General features: G+C 65.5%; 11 protein-coding genes. 6 read left to right on the plus strand and 5 right to left on the minus strand.

Annotated elements, in window-relative coordinates; all coding sequences use genetic code 11:
• Positions 1 to 3: 3 nt before the first annotated feature.
• The gene (locus ACQP0C_RS38285; protein ID WP_433728198.1) at positions 4 to 1398 is read left to right on the plus strand and encodes a sensor histidine kinase; all 1395 of its coding nucleotides are present in this window, start codon (positions 4 to 6) and stop codon (positions 1396 to 1398) included.
• 88 nt (positions 1399 to 1486) lie between these two features.
• On the opposite strand, the gene ACQP0C_RS38290 is transcribed toward ACQP0C_RS38285, so the two are convergent.
• Positions 1487 to 2320, minus strand: a complete 834-nt coding sequence (locus tag ACQP0C_RS38290) for an LppX_LprAFG lipoprotein (RefSeq protein ID WP_433728200.1) — start codon at positions 2318 to 2320, stop codon at positions 1487 to 1489.
• A 431-nt stretch (positions 2321 to 2751) separates the two neighbouring features.
• Between ACQP0C_RS38290 and ACQP0C_RS38295 the strand changes: the two genes are divergently transcribed.
• The 4 genes from ACQP0C_RS38295 to ACQP0C_RS38310 all read left to right on the plus strand — a co-directional run bounded on the left by ACQP0C_RS38295 (position 2752) and on the right by ACQP0C_RS38310 (position 8730).
• Positions 2752 to 4221, plus strand: a complete 1470-nt coding sequence (locus ACQP0C_RS38295; RefSeq protein WP_433728202.1) for a cytochrome b5 domain-containing protein — start codon at positions 2752 to 2754, stop codon at positions 4219 to 4221.
• 163 nt (positions 4222 to 4384) lie between these two features.
• Entirely contained in the window at positions 4385 to 5494 is a 1110-nt protein-coding gene (locus ACQP0C_RS38300) for a type III polyketide synthase (RefSeq protein WP_433734773.1), read from the plus strand.
• Positions 5495 to 5520: 26 nt separating this feature from the next.
• Positions 5521 to 7398 (plus strand): ATP-binding cassette domain-containing protein, encoded by a 1878-nt coding sequence (locus ACQP0C_RS38305; RefSeq protein WP_433728204.1) that lies wholly within the window; start codon positions 5521 to 5523, stop codon positions 7396 to 7398.
• A gap of 159 nt (positions 7399 to 7557) precedes the next feature.
• Entirely contained in the window at positions 7558 to 8730 is a 1173-nt protein-coding gene (locus tag ACQP0C_RS38310; RefSeq protein ID WP_433728206.1) for a hypothetical protein, read from the plus strand.
• Between the two features lie 229 nt (positions 8731 to 8959).
• Here the strand turns inward: ACQP0C_RS38310 and ACQP0C_RS38315 are convergent, their stop codons facing one another.
• The 4 genes from ACQP0C_RS38315 to pdxH form a co-directional block, all read right to left on the minus strand.
• Positions 8960 to 9319: an FKBP-type peptidyl-prolyl cis-trans isomerase gene (locus tag ACQP0C_RS38315; protein ID WP_433728208.1), complete on the minus strand. Its 360-nt coding sequence runs from the start codon at positions 9317 to 9319 to the stop codon at positions 8960 to 8962.
• Between the two features lie 45 nt (positions 9320 to 9364).
• Entirely contained in the window at positions 9365 to 10669 is a 1305-nt protein-coding gene (locus ACQP0C_RS38320) for a citrate synthase (RefSeq protein ID WP_433728210.1), read from the minus strand.
• 157 nt (positions 10670 to 10826) lie between these two features.
• A complete protein-coding gene (locus tag ACQP0C_RS38325; protein ID WP_433728212.1) occupies positions 10827 to 12110 on the minus strand; it encodes an MFS transporter in 1284 nt (427 codons plus the stop codon).
• 160 nt (positions 12111 to 12270) lie between these two features.
• Positions 12271 to 13011 (minus strand): pyridoxamine 5'-phosphate oxidase, encoded by a 741-nt coding sequence (gene pdxH, locus ACQP0C_RS38330; protein ID WP_433728214.1) that lies wholly within the window; start codon positions 13009 to 13011, stop codon positions 12271 to 12273.
• Between the two features lie 190 nt (positions 13012 to 13201).
• On the opposite strand from pdxH, the gene ACQP0C_RS38335 reads away from it, so the two are divergent.
• Positions 13202 to 14350: a citrate synthase 2 gene (locus ACQP0C_RS38335; protein WP_433728216.1), complete on the plus strand. Its 1149-nt coding sequence runs from the start codon at positions 13202 to 13204 to the stop codon at positions 14348 to 14350.
• Positions 14351 to 14474 lie beyond the last annotated feature (124 nt).

The raw sequence follows: 14474 nt of genomic DNA on the forward strand, positions 1-14474 counted from the left end.
GCGATGACACCGCAGCCCCTACTGCCCGCCGGCCCAGCGACTCCCGCGAAACGGCGGCGGCGCACATTCTCGCTGCGTACCCGGGTGGCCGGAGCGGCAGCGGTCGGGGCGATCATCATTGTCACGATCATCGGCGTGCTCTCCTCACAGGCCATCGAGCGCAATAATCTGGCCCAGACCGATCGGCAGCTGACGATCGCATCGCGACTGGTGCTCATCGATTCGGTGCTCGCCGTCGGCGTGCTCGGACTGGTCGGTCCGACCTATGACATGGCGGTGACGGTCCGCGATAACAACACGATCGTGGCGAGCACACCCATCCGCCTGCCCGAACAGCCGATCGGATCGCATTCGGTCACCGTGAACGGCACCCCGTTCCGCGTGCTCACCACCACCGAGAACCAACCAGCGGGACGGGTTGTCTCCCTGGGCATTCCGGCCACCGACGCGGCGCGGGCAACCGCCGAGCAACAGCGCTTGGTGCTGGCCGGAGCCGGATTGGCGATCGCCACCGCGGCCGCACTCGGCTGGCTGCTCGCGGGCCGCGCGGTGCGCCCGATCGTCGATCTCACCCGACAGGTCGGCGCGCGCAGCGGATATCGCGATCCGGACAATCCGCAGGCGCCGGTCGACGGATCCGGGGTCAAGGAGGCGGAGAAACTCGCCGAAGCCGTGAACACCCTGTTGCAGCGGGTGGATCAGGCGCAGAGCGAAACCGCCGCCGCACTGGAAACCGCACGGGATTTCGCGGCCGTCTCCGCACATGAACTGCGCACGCCGCTCACCGCGATGCGCACCGACCTCGAGGTGCTGCGCACCCTCGACCTGGACGAGGCCCAGCGCGCCGAAATCCTCGCCGACCTGCAGCGCAGCCAGGGCCGCGTCGAAACCACCTTGGCCGCACTGGAACGTCTGGCGTCCGGCGATCTCACGCACGAGCGCGATCACGTGGCAACCGATGTCGGCGACCTGTGCGATCAAGCCGCCCACGATGCCATGCGGCACTTCCCCGGACTGAGTGTGCGCATCGATACCGATGCCGAACTGATCACTCGCGGCCTGCCCGCCGGACTGCGGCTGGCGGTGGACAATGCGCTGGCCAACTCGGTCAAACACGGCAGTGCCACCGAGGCCGTGGTGTCCGCGCACCGAATCCCCAATGGCCACATACTGATCACCATCGACGACAATGGCCGCGGCATTCCGGTCGAGGAGCGCACCGCCGTCTTCGAACGATTCTTCCGCGGCAGTCAGGCCAGTAAGGGCGGCTCCGGACTGGGCCTCGCCCTCGTCGCCCAACAGGCCCAATTGCACGGCGGCCGAGCCTACTTCGACGACGGCCCACTCGGCGGCGCACGGTTGGTGCTCGAGCTGCCGGAACGCAGTACCGAGCCCTGACCCAGCCGAAAACACGAACCGGCCCGGGATGCGCCGACGACAAGTGCCGCCGTCGCGCTTCCCGGGCCGGTGCGCCGAGTCGGAAGTCCTACTTCGGAGGCGCGGTGACCTTGACCGGCTTACCCCACGCCGACAGCGTCACCTTGATGGTGCCCGGATCCCGCTTGACCACTGCCTGAACCAGATTCGGGCCGGTGCCGGGCGAGGCCGCCTGCGACGGCAGCGCCGATGCCGAACCCGACGGCGGCGCGACATCCGCGATCCACAGGGTGATCGGGAACGTACCGGCCGGGTCACCCGACTTGGGCACGATGGGATCGATCACCGAGGAGTCGATGGTGCCGGACACCTTCACGGTGTCGGTGCCGTCGAGCTTTTCGCGACCCTCCACCTTCGGGTTCTTCACCTGGGCGATGAGGTTGGCCAGACCCTTGTCCCTGTCGAGGATTACGCCCGGGTCGTAGATCTGTTCGGCCGGACCGACTTTGGCGTATGCGGAGGAACCACCGGTCTGCGCGTACATCACCTTGTCGACGACCAGGAACTTGGCCTGGATGAAGTCGGCCTCGGGCTTGGTCCGAACCTTCGCCTCACCGATCGCCTGACCGGCGCCCTGCGGCTGGTTGGTCACATCCGCCGAGACGGTCTCGACCGGGAGGTTGGTGATGTTGTCCACCTTCAGATTCAGGTGCACGGCCTGCAGAGTTTGGGTGGTCCTGGCGGACTCCTGCACGATCTGCGCCGCATCGGGCAGTTGGCCCGAAGGCGGCGCGGACGAAGTGGTGGACTTCGAGTCGGAGCTGGAGCTGCAACCCGTCACCAGCGCCGCGAACATCGACGCCGCGACCACGGCGGGCACGAGTCCCGGTCGGCGAAGCCGGATTCGGTGCGAGGTGCGTGCTCGCGCTGTCAGATCACTCAATGTTCTGCCCCCAGAAGAGTGCGAGGTCGATACGACCGGGTGGTTTGACGGGGACAGCTGGTGCTGCCGCCCGGTGTAGTGCAGCATTTTGCCCCGCCAGATTAGCCTGTCCCGCAGGCCAACTCGACCTGGTTCGCAAGGCGAAGTCCAGGCGAACCGCACATGCCGCGGATGCCGACGTTACCCTTGGTTCGGTCTTCTCGCAGAGATCGGGGGGAATCCGACGCGAAAGTTACCGGGTTAAGGGATTGTTTGGTGAGATGTAAGGCACTGGAAGCACAATGCTGTCATGAACGCTCAGGCAGTGCGTGCGACTTTGGAGGGACATCCGGTTCACCGGATGATGCACCCCCGCGCCTGTCCGCGATACACGCCATAACCCCGGGGCCGACAACGGCTACCGAACCGCGGATCAGACACGGAGGAATGCGATGACGAACAGCCAGCCAGAAGCGGAGGAGCGGAACTTCCGTAGACCGCCCGGCCCGCCTCCTGGTGGCCCGCAAATCTCAAATGTGTGGGTATACAACGGAAAAGCCTACGATCTGAGCGACTGGATCTCCAAGCATCCGGGCGGCGAGTTCTTCATCGGGCGAACGAAAAATCGCGACATCACTTCCATCATCGGTTCCTACCATCGCGATCCGGAGCGCATCGGACGAATGCTCGAGCGGTATGCGCTCGGCCGCGACGCATTGCCCGAGGACATCCATCCGAAGAACAACGCACCCGATTTCTTGTTCAAAGAAGGCTTCGACAGCTGGCAGGACACCCCAAAGTACCGATTCGACAACAAGGATGATCTGCTCCACCAGGTGAAGGCGCGGTTGAAAGAGCCGCAGCTGGCCGCGCGCCTGCGGCGCATGGACACGATCTTCGACATCGTGGTGGCGGTGCTGGCCGTCGCGTACTTCGCGGTCCAGGGGTTGCGCCTGTTCGAGCGCAGTTGGATGCCGTTGCCGGTCTTCGTGATCGCGATGGTGCTGCTGCGCAGTTCGCTGGCCGGATTCGGCCACTACGCGATCCACCGGGCGCAAAAGGGCCTCAACAAGATCTATACGAACACCTTCGATTTCAATTACGTGGCACTGGCTTTCGTCACCGCGGACGGGCACGCACTGCTGCACCACCCGCACACCCAGAGTGAAGTCGATATCAAGAAGAACGTCTTCACCATGATGATGCGGGTGCCGCGGTTGTACCGAGTGCCTATTCACACCCTCCACAAATTCGGTCACACGGTGACCGGCATGACGATTCGACTGCTCGATGTCTGCCGGCTCACCCGAAAAGTCGGCATCAAGGACATGTACGGAACGTGGGGCGGAGCGCTGCCACACTTCATCGGATCGTTCGGGGTGCGCGCACTTCTGCTCGGCGAGTTGGTGGTATTCACGATCGCGGGCGATTTCTGGGCCTGGGCACTGCAATTCGTGGTGACGCTGTGGATCAGTACCTTCCTGGTCGTGGCGAGCCATGATTTCGAAGTGGAGACCGAGGAACTCCCCGCATCCGATACCGAAGACTGGGCCGTCAACCAAGTGGAGCAGGCCTATGACCTCAAGGTGATCGGAAACCGTTATATCGACTGCTTTCTCGCGGCCGGGCTGAGTTCACATCGCGTACATCACGTGCTGCCGTTCCAGCGCAGTGGATTCGCCAATATCGCCACTGAGGACGTATTGCGTGAGGAGGCAGCGAAATTCGGGATCGAGTGGCTGCCGGCGAAGAGCTTCTTCTCCGATCGGTTCCCGAAACTCTGCCGCACCTACCTCCTGTCGCCCTCGCGCGAGGCGGAGGAACGGAATTGGGGCTTCATCCGCGAGCATTTCGCGCCGGGGGCACTGAAGACATGCGCGGTCTACACGGTTCAGGGGTTCACCGGAATCGGCACGGTCTGAACCGATTCCGCTGACCGACCGATCGATCGAGCCACCCTCCGACGGCGGCGCCGATCACCATTTTCACAAGAACGGGGAGAATTTCGTGTCTATCACCATCGATGAGGGAACGTCGGCGGCTCGCCAGGGGAACGAGTTCGGCCACAACCTCGCCGAACACGGGCTGCCACCGGCGCCGCCGACCACGGTCGGCGTGATCGAGAGCATCGCGACCGGCGCGCCGAGTCGGCACGTCGCTCAGGACGATGCCGCCGAGCGGGTCGCCGAGCTGTTCACCGATCCGCAGCAGCGCAGGCGGATCTCGCGGATCTACCAGAAGACCAAGATCGACACCCGGCGCCTGGTCGTCGATCCGCTCGATCCCGAATTCCTGCCGTTCAGTAGGGATCCCGGCACGATCCGGGACCGGATGAACCGGTACTACCGGCACGCGGTACCGCTGGCCGTCGATGTCGCCGGGCGGGCGCTGGCCGGAATCGAGGACGCGGCGGCGGAGATCGGATTGCTCGTCTTCGTGACCAGCACCGGTTTCATCGCCCCCGGCGTCGACGTCGCCGTGGTGAAACAGCTCGGGCTTTCGCCGTCGGTGGGCCGGGTCGTGGTGAACTTCATGGGGTGTGCGGCCGCCATGAACGGCATTCGCACCGCCGTGGATTATGTTCGGGCGCATCCGGATAAGAAGGCCATGGTGGTGTGCCTCGAGCTCAGCTCGGTGAACGCGGTCTTCGACGACAATGTCAACGATGTGATCATCCACAGCCTGTTCGGGGACGGATGTGGAGCGGTCGTCATCGGCGCGGGTCGGGTCCAGCAGCCGCTGGCGCCCGGCAAAGTGGTGATCCGGGACAGCTTCAGCCAGCTCTTCGACGGCGCGGAGGACGGCATCGTGCTCGGCGTCAACCACAATGGCATCACCTGCGAGTTGTCGGAGAATCTGCCCGAGTACATCTATTCCGGGGTCGATCCCGTGGTCACCGATGTCCTGCGCCGCAATGGTTTGCAGAAGTCCGATATCGATCTGTGGGCGATCCATCCGGGTGGGCCCAAGATCATCGAGGAGTCCGTGCATTCGCTGGGGATCGCACCCGAGCGGGCGGCCCTGAGCTGGGATGTGCTGGCGAAGTTCGGGAATATGCTGAGCGTGTCGCTGATCTTCGTGCTGGAACAAATGATTCAGCGGGAGGCGGCGAAGCCGATCTCGACCGGTGTGGCGTTCTCCTTCGCCCCGGGGGTCACCCTCGAAGGCATGATCTTCGACATCATTCGCCGGTAGCGACCGGCCGCAAGGAGCGCAGCAACATGCAACTCATCCGATTCCTCATCTCGATCTCCTGGATGCGGATCGCCTCCGTCATCGCCGCGGGTCTGATCTGCGGTGCGGCCAATACCTATCTGGTCACACTTATCCGGGGTGTCGTGTCACCGGAACCGCATCCGAATGTCAACCTGCAGAACTTCGCCCTGACCGGCCTGGTCATTCTGGTCAGTGGCGTCGCATCGCAGGTGCTGCTGATCCGCCTGGCCCAGGACGCGATCTACCGGCTGCGCGCGGATCTGAGTTCGGGGATCGTCGCGGCTCCGCTCGAGCATTTGGAACGGCTCGGCATGCATCGCCTGATGGCGACGCTGACCGAGGATGTGCGCTCGCTCTCGCAGGCGGTGACCGCCATCCCGAGCATCTGCATCGATGTGGCCACCATCATCGGCTGCTTCGTCTTCCTGCTGGTGGTTTCGGGTCCGCTCTTCGCGGTCACGGTGGCGGGCACGCTGCTCGGAATCGCCTGTGTCGAGCTGATTCTGAAGCGGGTGCGCAATATCTATCGCGAGGCGCGCGAGAACGAGGACGCGCTGCTGCGGTCGTACCAGGCCGTGACGCTGGGCATCAAAGAGTTGAAGCTGCATCGGGGGCGGCGCCGGGACTTCATGGATCGGCAACTGCTCGGTTCGGCCGCGACGCTGCGCGCGCAGAATGTCGACGCCGGATCCAAATTCTCGGTGGCACAGGGATTCGGGCAGGCGCTGCAACTCGGCACCATGGCGCTGATCCTGTTCGTACTGGTGGCACCGCTGGATCTGTCGCGCGATGTCATGGTCGGCTATGTGCTGGTGACGACCTTCCTGGCCATGCCGATGCAGAACTTCATGCACCGCATCCCCGACCTGCTGCGCGGTGATGTGGCGCTGGCGAAGATCCGCGCCATGAACCTGTCCATGCAGACCATGCACAACGAGGAACAATTGCCGTTCACGGAGCGTCCCGCCGTCGACGAGGCGCGGCTGGTGCTGACGAATGTGAGCTACAGCTACCGGATGGAGCCCCCGCCGCCGTTTCCGCCCGGTCCGGGTGCACCCGCGCCCGGCGCGCCACCGCTTGGTCCGGGCACACCGCCGCCCGGTCCCGGCGTACCCGGTCGCGGCGCGCATCCGCCCGGCCGTGGTCCACGCCCTGGCGGACCGCGACCGGATGTCAACGGCCATCGGTTCGTCGACCACAGCGGGCACGACAATCGGCCGGTACCGCTCGGACCGCCGCCGGAAACGGGCACCGGCGAGTCCGGATTCCGGCTCGGCCCGCTCGACCTGGTCTTCGAACCCGGGCAGATCACCTTCATCGTCGGCGGTAACGGCAGCGGCAAATCCACGCTGGCCAAGCTGATCACGGGCCTGTACGTGCCGCAGTCGGGGACGCTGTCGCTCAATGACGAGCCGATCGACCACGAGAACATCGAATGGTTCCGGCAGAACTCCTCGGCGATCTTCACCGACTTCCATCTGTTCGAGGAGTACCTCGGCTTCGATCGGCCGGGACTCGACAGTGCAGTGCGCCGCCATCTCGAGGAATTGCAGATCGCGCACAAGGTGACGGTGCAGGACGGGCGGTTGTCCACCATCGATCTGTCACAGGGCCAACGCAAACGGCTCGCGCTGTTGACCGCCCTGCTCGAGGACCGGCAGATCTATGTCTTCGACGAGTGGGCCGCCGATCAGGAGCCGAAGTTCCGCGAAGTCTTCTACCGGGAGATCCTCGTCGACCTCAAGAAGCGCGGAAAGACCGTCATCGTGATCACCCACGACGACCGGTACTTCGATTGCGCCGACCAGTTGGTCAAGCTCGATTTCGGTCGCATGGTCGATGCGAAGCCGGTCGAGGAGCGCGCCGGGCTCGAGCATTCCTGACCCGAATTCTCCTGCTGCCCTTACCGAACTCTCAGAGTTCGGCCAACGTTGAGGCCATTGCGGACCTCTAGGGTCTGGGGATGTGACTGAGCGTAGCGAAGCAACCAAGGACACAGCATCGCCGATCACGGCGGAGCCGAGCGCTAGCGAGGCGCAGTTGTGATCGGAAATCGCGCCCGCTGGGCACTGTTCGCCGTTGCCGTTCTCACCGCCGGCGCGCTCGGAGGCGCCATCACCGCATGCACACGATCGTCCAGCGCACCGAGCGGTATCGCCTTGGTGAACGCCGATACCGGACCGACGGGTGCCCGCATCGCACAGGCGCTGCAGCAGGAGGGCGGCGGTTACGAGTGGACCGTCGGTAAGCCCGGTGAAATCAATGCCGACGACTACGCGGCGGTGATCACCCTGCCCGCCGATCTGACCGAATCCATGGGCACACTGGCGAGCGCACAGCCGAAACGGGCCAAGGTCACGGTGGATACCCATAAGGGCGCCGATACGAACCTGGTGAACGGTGCGGTGAATACCGTCACGCACCGGGTCGGCGCGGCCGGAGTCGACGCCGCCCTCGCCGCGGTCGCGCAGGCGCGCACGCAGATGACCTCGGTGCAGTTCACCACCCAGTTGCTCAATGCCGGGGTGAACGCCGCCGCGGCGGGGGCCGATCAGTTCAGCTCGGGCGCGGATCAGCTGCTCGGCTTCCTGAGTTTCGCCAAGGCGGGTTCGGCACAGCTGACCTCGGCCATCGCACTGCTGAATTCGACGGTCTCCGGCGCGGCCGCGCAGGCGAATCAGCTTGCCTCGGCACTGGATTCGACCGGTGTCACGATCGGGCAGGTGCAGCAGACCGCGAATACGGTGAGCGGCGGACTCGATCAGATCCTGCCCCTGCTGCGCGCACTCCCCTTCGCCGGTGATCCGCAGGTGGTCGACATCATCGGGAAACTCGAAGGGCTACGCAATGTTTCGGGTCAGGCCGGATCCCAGCTGAGCGGTCTCGGCGAACTGGTCGGCAGCGCCGTCGATCCGAGCACCGATCTCGGCACCCTGCTGCGCACCGTGGTCGACCGGTTGACCGGTGCCAGTGCGCAATTGGCCGAGGGCGCCAAACTCGCCGAGGGCCTGCCGCAACTCGCCGATCAGGGCGGGGCTCAATTGGTCAGCGCCATCGGCCAACTCACCGGCGGCGTCACCCAACTCCAGCAGATCGTGACCAACCTCAGCACCCAGACCGATAAGGCCGTCGCGACCCTGCCCCAGCGCAGCACCAGCCAGCAGTCCGCCCTCGCCTTGGCACTCACCGATCCGGTCGAAATCGTCCGCAACTGATGCATCAGGGTTCGCCCGAGAAACGATGGTGGCTCGTGCTCCGTCAGCCGGAACACGAGCCACATAGCGAGCCACCACGGAGCGAGTCTTACGAGCGACCCGTTCGCGGCCCGTCTCGCGTCCGAGTCGTCGAAGCGCATGCGACGAAGTCGCGAGTCTCGACGGCTCGGACGCGAGACCAAGGGGGCCGCGAACACGCAGCGCCGCAGGCGCTGCAATCAGACAGGGCCTACTTCACGTCCAGCAGGTCGATCACGAAGACCAGGGTCTTGCCCGAGAGTTGATGGCCGGCACCGGCCGGGCCGTAGGCCAGCTCCGGCGGAATGGTCAGCTGGCGGCGGCCGCCGACCTTCATGCCCGGAATGCCGTCCTGCCAGCCCTGGATCAGGCCACGCAGCGGGAAGCTGATGGACTCGCCGCGCTTCCAGGACGAGTCGAACTCCTCGCCACTGTCGAATTCCACACCTACGTAGTGCACCTCGACGATGCCGCCCGGCACCGCTTCCTTACCCTCACCGACGGTGAGATCCTTGATCACCAGCTCGGCGGGCGCGGGGCCCTCCTGGAATTCGATCTCCGGCTTGGTCATTCGGCTATCCCCTCTGATAGGTGACGGTGAAATTGGACGGAAAAACTATCGCCCGCTGATCTCGTGGTAGTCACGGTGACCGTAACCGGTGTAGATCTGACGCGGGCGGCCGATCTTCAAAGGCTCGCTGTGCATTTCGCGCCAGTGCGCGATCCAGCCCGGCAGTCGGCCCATCGCGAACAGCACGGTGAACATGCGGGTCGGGAAGCCCATGGCCTTGTAGATGACGCCGGTGTAGAAGTCGACGTTCGGGTACAGCTGACGCGAGATGAAGTACTCGTCGGTGAGCGCGGCCTCTTCGAGAGACTTTGCGATATCGAACAATTCGTCATCGCCGCCGAGCTTGGACAGGATCGCGTCGGCGTGCTTCTTGGCGATCGAGGCCCGCGGGTCGTAGTTGCGGTAGACGCGGTGCCCGAAGCCCATGAGCTTCACGCCGTCTTCCTTGTTCTTGACCTTGCGGATGAATTCCTTGACGTTGCCGCCCTCGGCCTTGATGCCGTCCAGCATCTCCAGCACGGCCTGGTTGGCGCCGCCGTGCAGCGGGCCCCACAGCGCGTTGATACCGCCGGAGACGGAGGTGAACAGGTTGGCGTCCGAGGAGCCGACCAGGCGCACCGTCGAGGTGGAGCAGTTCTGCTCGTGATCGGCGTGCAGGATGAGCAGCATGTCGAGCGCGGCGGCGATCTCCGGATCGACCTCGTAGGGTTCGGCCGGGAACCCGAAGGTCATCCGCAGGAAGTTCTCCACCAGGCTCAGCGAGTTGTCCGGGTAGAGGAAGGGCTGACCGACCGACTTCTTGTACGAGTAGGCCGCGATGGTGGGCAGCTTGGCCAGTAGGCGGATGGTCGACAGTTCGACCTGTTCGGGATCGCGCGGGTCCAGCGAATCCTGGTAGTACGCCGAGAGCGCGTTCACCGCGGAGGACAGCACCGGCATCGGGTGCGCGTTGCGCGGGAAGCCGTCGAAGAACCGCTTGAGATCCTCGTGCAGCAGGGTGTGCCGGCGGATCCGGTCGGTGAACTCGTCCAGCTGCGCCTGGGTCGGCAGCTCGCCGTAGATCAGCAGGTAGCTGACCTCGATGAAGGTCGAGGACTCCGCGAGCTGGTCGATCGGATAGCCGCGGTAGCGCAGGATGCCCGCTTCGCCGTCGATGTAGGTGATCGCCGACTTGGTCGGCGCGGTGTTCATGAATCCGGGGTCGTAGGTCACATACCCGGTGCTGGCCAGCATTTTGCCGAGATCGATGCCGTCATTGCCTTCTTCGGCTTCGGCGATCGTCATGGCGTATTCGCCGCCGGGGTAGCTCAAAACCGGCTTGGCGTCGTTGATGTGGTCTTTTTCGGGCACGGAAGGATCCCTCTCAGGCTAGGACCGTCGGCATCGGGGTGCGGTCGGCACGGCGGTGCTCTCACCTAGACGCTAGTCGTTGCTCGCACGGCCCGAGAACGAGGGTGCCCACCGACCGGCCTCACAAACACGTTCGCGTCACGTGAGGTTTATCGCGCTAACTCGACACCGGCACCGAGGTCGACCTGGCGATCCGATATCGCACGAATGCCGGAAATGCCAGGGCCGCCAGCACCACACCGATAACCACCAGCGCACCGCCACCCGCCGCGGCGACCGCGGTACCCAGGCTTGCCGCAGCAAAACCGTGGGCAACATCACCGATGCGCGGACCGCCGGCGACGATCACGATGAACACACCCTGCAAGCGCCCGCGCATCTCATCGGTGGTGACGGCCTGCAGCATGGCGACGCGCAGCGCGGCCGAGACCATATCGACCGCGCCGCCGAAGGCCGAGCAGGCCAGCGCGATCCACAGACCCGGCCCGATACCGAGGCCATGGCCGGTCAGTCCGACGGCGAGTCCGAAGCCGACCATGGCCAGACCCCAGAGTGCGATGCAGACCACCACCGCCAGGCCCTGGCGGCGCACATGCGCGATCCAGCCGGAGAACACCCCGCCCAATACCGCGCCGACCGACATGGACGCGAACAGCAGGCCGAGCGCGACGCCGCCGGTGGCCGGGTCACCGAAGGTCTCGCGCGCGATCTGCGGGAACAGCGCGCGCGGCATGCCGAAAACCATGGCGATCACATCGACGATGAAGGAGGCGAGCAGGATGCGCTGCGTCGCCAGATAGGCGAAACCGTCCAGAACCGTACGGAATCCGGCCTTGCGCGCGGTTCCGGTCGGCGCGATGGCCGGCAGCTTCCATACTGCCCAGACGGTGGCCAGCAGCGCGACGGCGTCGATCAGATAGAGCGTGGACAGCCCGACCACCGGGATCAGCACACCCGCGAGCACCGGACCGGCAATGGCACCGATCTGCTGCACGGTCATGCTGAGCGCGCTGGCGGCGGCCAGGTGTTCGATGGGGAGCAGCCGCGGGATGGCGGCGCTGCGGGTCGGCTGATTCACCGCGAACAGCGCCTGCTGCGCGGCGAAAAGCCCCAGCACGATCCACACATTGTCGAGTCCGGCCGCGGCTTGGGCCCAGAAGGCCAGTGCGGTCGCGCCGGTGCCGCAGTTGGTGATGAGCATCAGCTTGCGCCGGTCCATCACATCGGCGAGCGCACCGCCCCACAGGCCGAACACGATCAGCGGTATCAGGCCGAACAGCCCGGCCAGACCGACATAGCCCGAGCTGCCGGTGATCTGGAAGATCTGCTGCGGCACCGCCACCACCGACAGCTGCGAACCGATCACGGTGACGATATTGCTGGTCCACAACCGTCGAAAATCGGGATAGCGCAGCGGGGTGGTGTCGGCGAGCAGTTTCACCGATCGCAGCGTAATGAGTCGGTCAGCGGCCCAACAAGGTTGGGGGCTCGATGTTGCAGTATCGCGCAGCGATTCGATGAGGGGTGGTGGCCGGGTGGCGGGTGGGCGTATCGCGCAGCGATTCGCTCAGGGGTGGTGGCCGGACGACGGGTGGTCCTGGTCAGGGTTGTAGTCGGTCGACGATCATGAGGTCACCGCTGATGCGCACCCGGATCCGGTTGTGCAGCCGACCCCGGCGGCCCTGCCAGAACTCCACTTCATCGGGGCGGATCAGGTAGCCGCCCCAATGCGGCGGCACCGGGATCTCGTCGACATCGGCGAAGCGGGCGGTGGTCTCGGCCAGCGTGCGATCGAGTTCGGCGCGCGAGGCGATCGGCCGGGACTGCCGCGAGGCCCAGGCGCTCAACTGTGAATCGCGCGGCCGGGAGCGCCAGTAGACGGCGGTCGTTTCCGGCGAGACCAACTCGACCGGCCCGCGCACATGGACCTGACGGCCGAGCGCGGGCCAGACGAAGGTCGCGGCGGCGAACGGAACACCTGCCAGCTGGTTGCCCTTGGCCGAGTCGTAATTCGTGTAAAAAGTCACACCCTCGGGCGAGAGACCTTTACACAGCACCGTCCTGGCGACCGGGCGCGGACCGGCATCGGTCAGCGCGACGGTGGCGACGACCATGGCATTGGGCTCGGGGATGCCGACGGCGGTGGCCTGTTCGATCCAATGCCGCAACAGCGGCTCCCAGCCCCCGGCCAGCCAGGTTTCGTCCAGATCGGTGTCCTCGCCGCTACCGAAAGGCATGCCGCCGTAGTCGACTCGCATGGCGGCCAGATCGGACGCACGGAACAGGGCCGGATCGGTCACGGTCGTCTCCTGTCCGACGGATGAATTGTCCAGGTCACGCATGGGGCAGACGTTACTCCGCGGTAGCAAGGAGCTAAGGTTTTGTTGATCGGCATGTGCTCGGCGAGCCACACCCTCATCGACGAGAACAGGCCCTTTCGAGCGGTCGGCATGCCGTCGCTCGTGACCTTTCCGAGCGACCGGCAAGCAGTCGCTACGGAATGCGAAACCGAAGTGCAAGGAGAGTCACAACATGACTACCAGCCCCGCGGTGCCCAGCGGGCACACCGCCGTACCCCCCGACTTCATCAGCGGCCTGGAAGGCGTGGTTGCCTTCACCACCGATATCGCCGAACCCGACAAGGACGGCGGCGCGCTGCGCTACCGCGGCGTCGATATCGAGGACCTGGTCGGCTCGCAGGTGACCTTCGGCGACGTGTGGGCGCTACTGGTGGACGGCGAATTCGGTCGCGGGCTACCACCAGCCGAGCCGTTCCCGCTGCCGGTGCACACCGGTGACGTGCGCGTCGACGTGCAGGCCGGACTGGCCATGCTCGCCCCGATCTGGGGCTATCAGCCGCTGCTCGATATCGACGACGAGACCGCGCGGGAGAATTTGGCGCGCGCCTCGGTGATGGCGCTGTCCTACGTCGCGCAGTCCGCGCGCGGCATCTACCAGCCCGCGGTGCCGCAGAAGAAGATCGACGAGTGCACCACGGTGACCGAGCGGTTCATGACCCGCTGGAAGGGCGATCCGGACCCGCGGCACACCGAGGCCATCGACGCCTACTGGGTCTCCGCCGCCGAACACGGCATGAACGCCTCCACCTTCACCGCCCGGGTCATCGCCTCCACCGGCGCCGATGTCGCCGCATCGTTGTCCGGTGCGATCGGCGCGATGTCCGGCCCGCTGCACGGCGGCGCACCGGCGCGGGTGCTGCCGATGATCGAGGCCGTCGAAAAGTCCGGTGACGCACGCGCTTTGGTCAAGGGCATCCTGGACCGCAAGGAAAAGCTGATGGGCTTCGGCCACCGGGTCTACCGGGCCGAGGATCCGCGCGCCCGCGTGCTGCGCGCCACCGCCAAGCGCCTCGGCGCCCCGCGCTTCGAGGTCGCCGCCGCGCTCGAGCAGGCCGCACTGGCCGAACTGCGCGAGCGTCGCCCGGACCGCGCCATCGAGACCAATGTCGAGTTCTGGGCCGCGGTCATCCTGGACTTCGCCGAGGTCCCCGCGCATATGATGCCCGCGATGTTCACCTGTGGCCGCACCGCCGGTTGGTGTGCCCACATCCTCGAGCAGAAGCAGTTGGGCAAGCTGGTCCGCCCGGCCGCCATCTACACCGGCCCCAGCCCGCGCCAGCCGCAGGAAGTCGCCGGCTGGACCAGCATCGCGCACGTGTAGTACGCCGCCCAACGGGTAGTAATCGGACACCGTGGTGGGATCTATTGCCCGCCACGGTGTCCGGCCATTTGCGCCGGTAGCATCCTGTGGACGGTTGTGAGAGAGAGCTAACGGGGAATGCTGG

Source organism: Nocardia sp. CA-129566 (assembly GCF_050956075.1).
In the GTDB taxonomy this organism is placed as follows: domain Bacteria; phylum Actinomycetota; class Actinomycetes; order Mycobacteriales; family Mycobacteriaceae; genus Nocardia.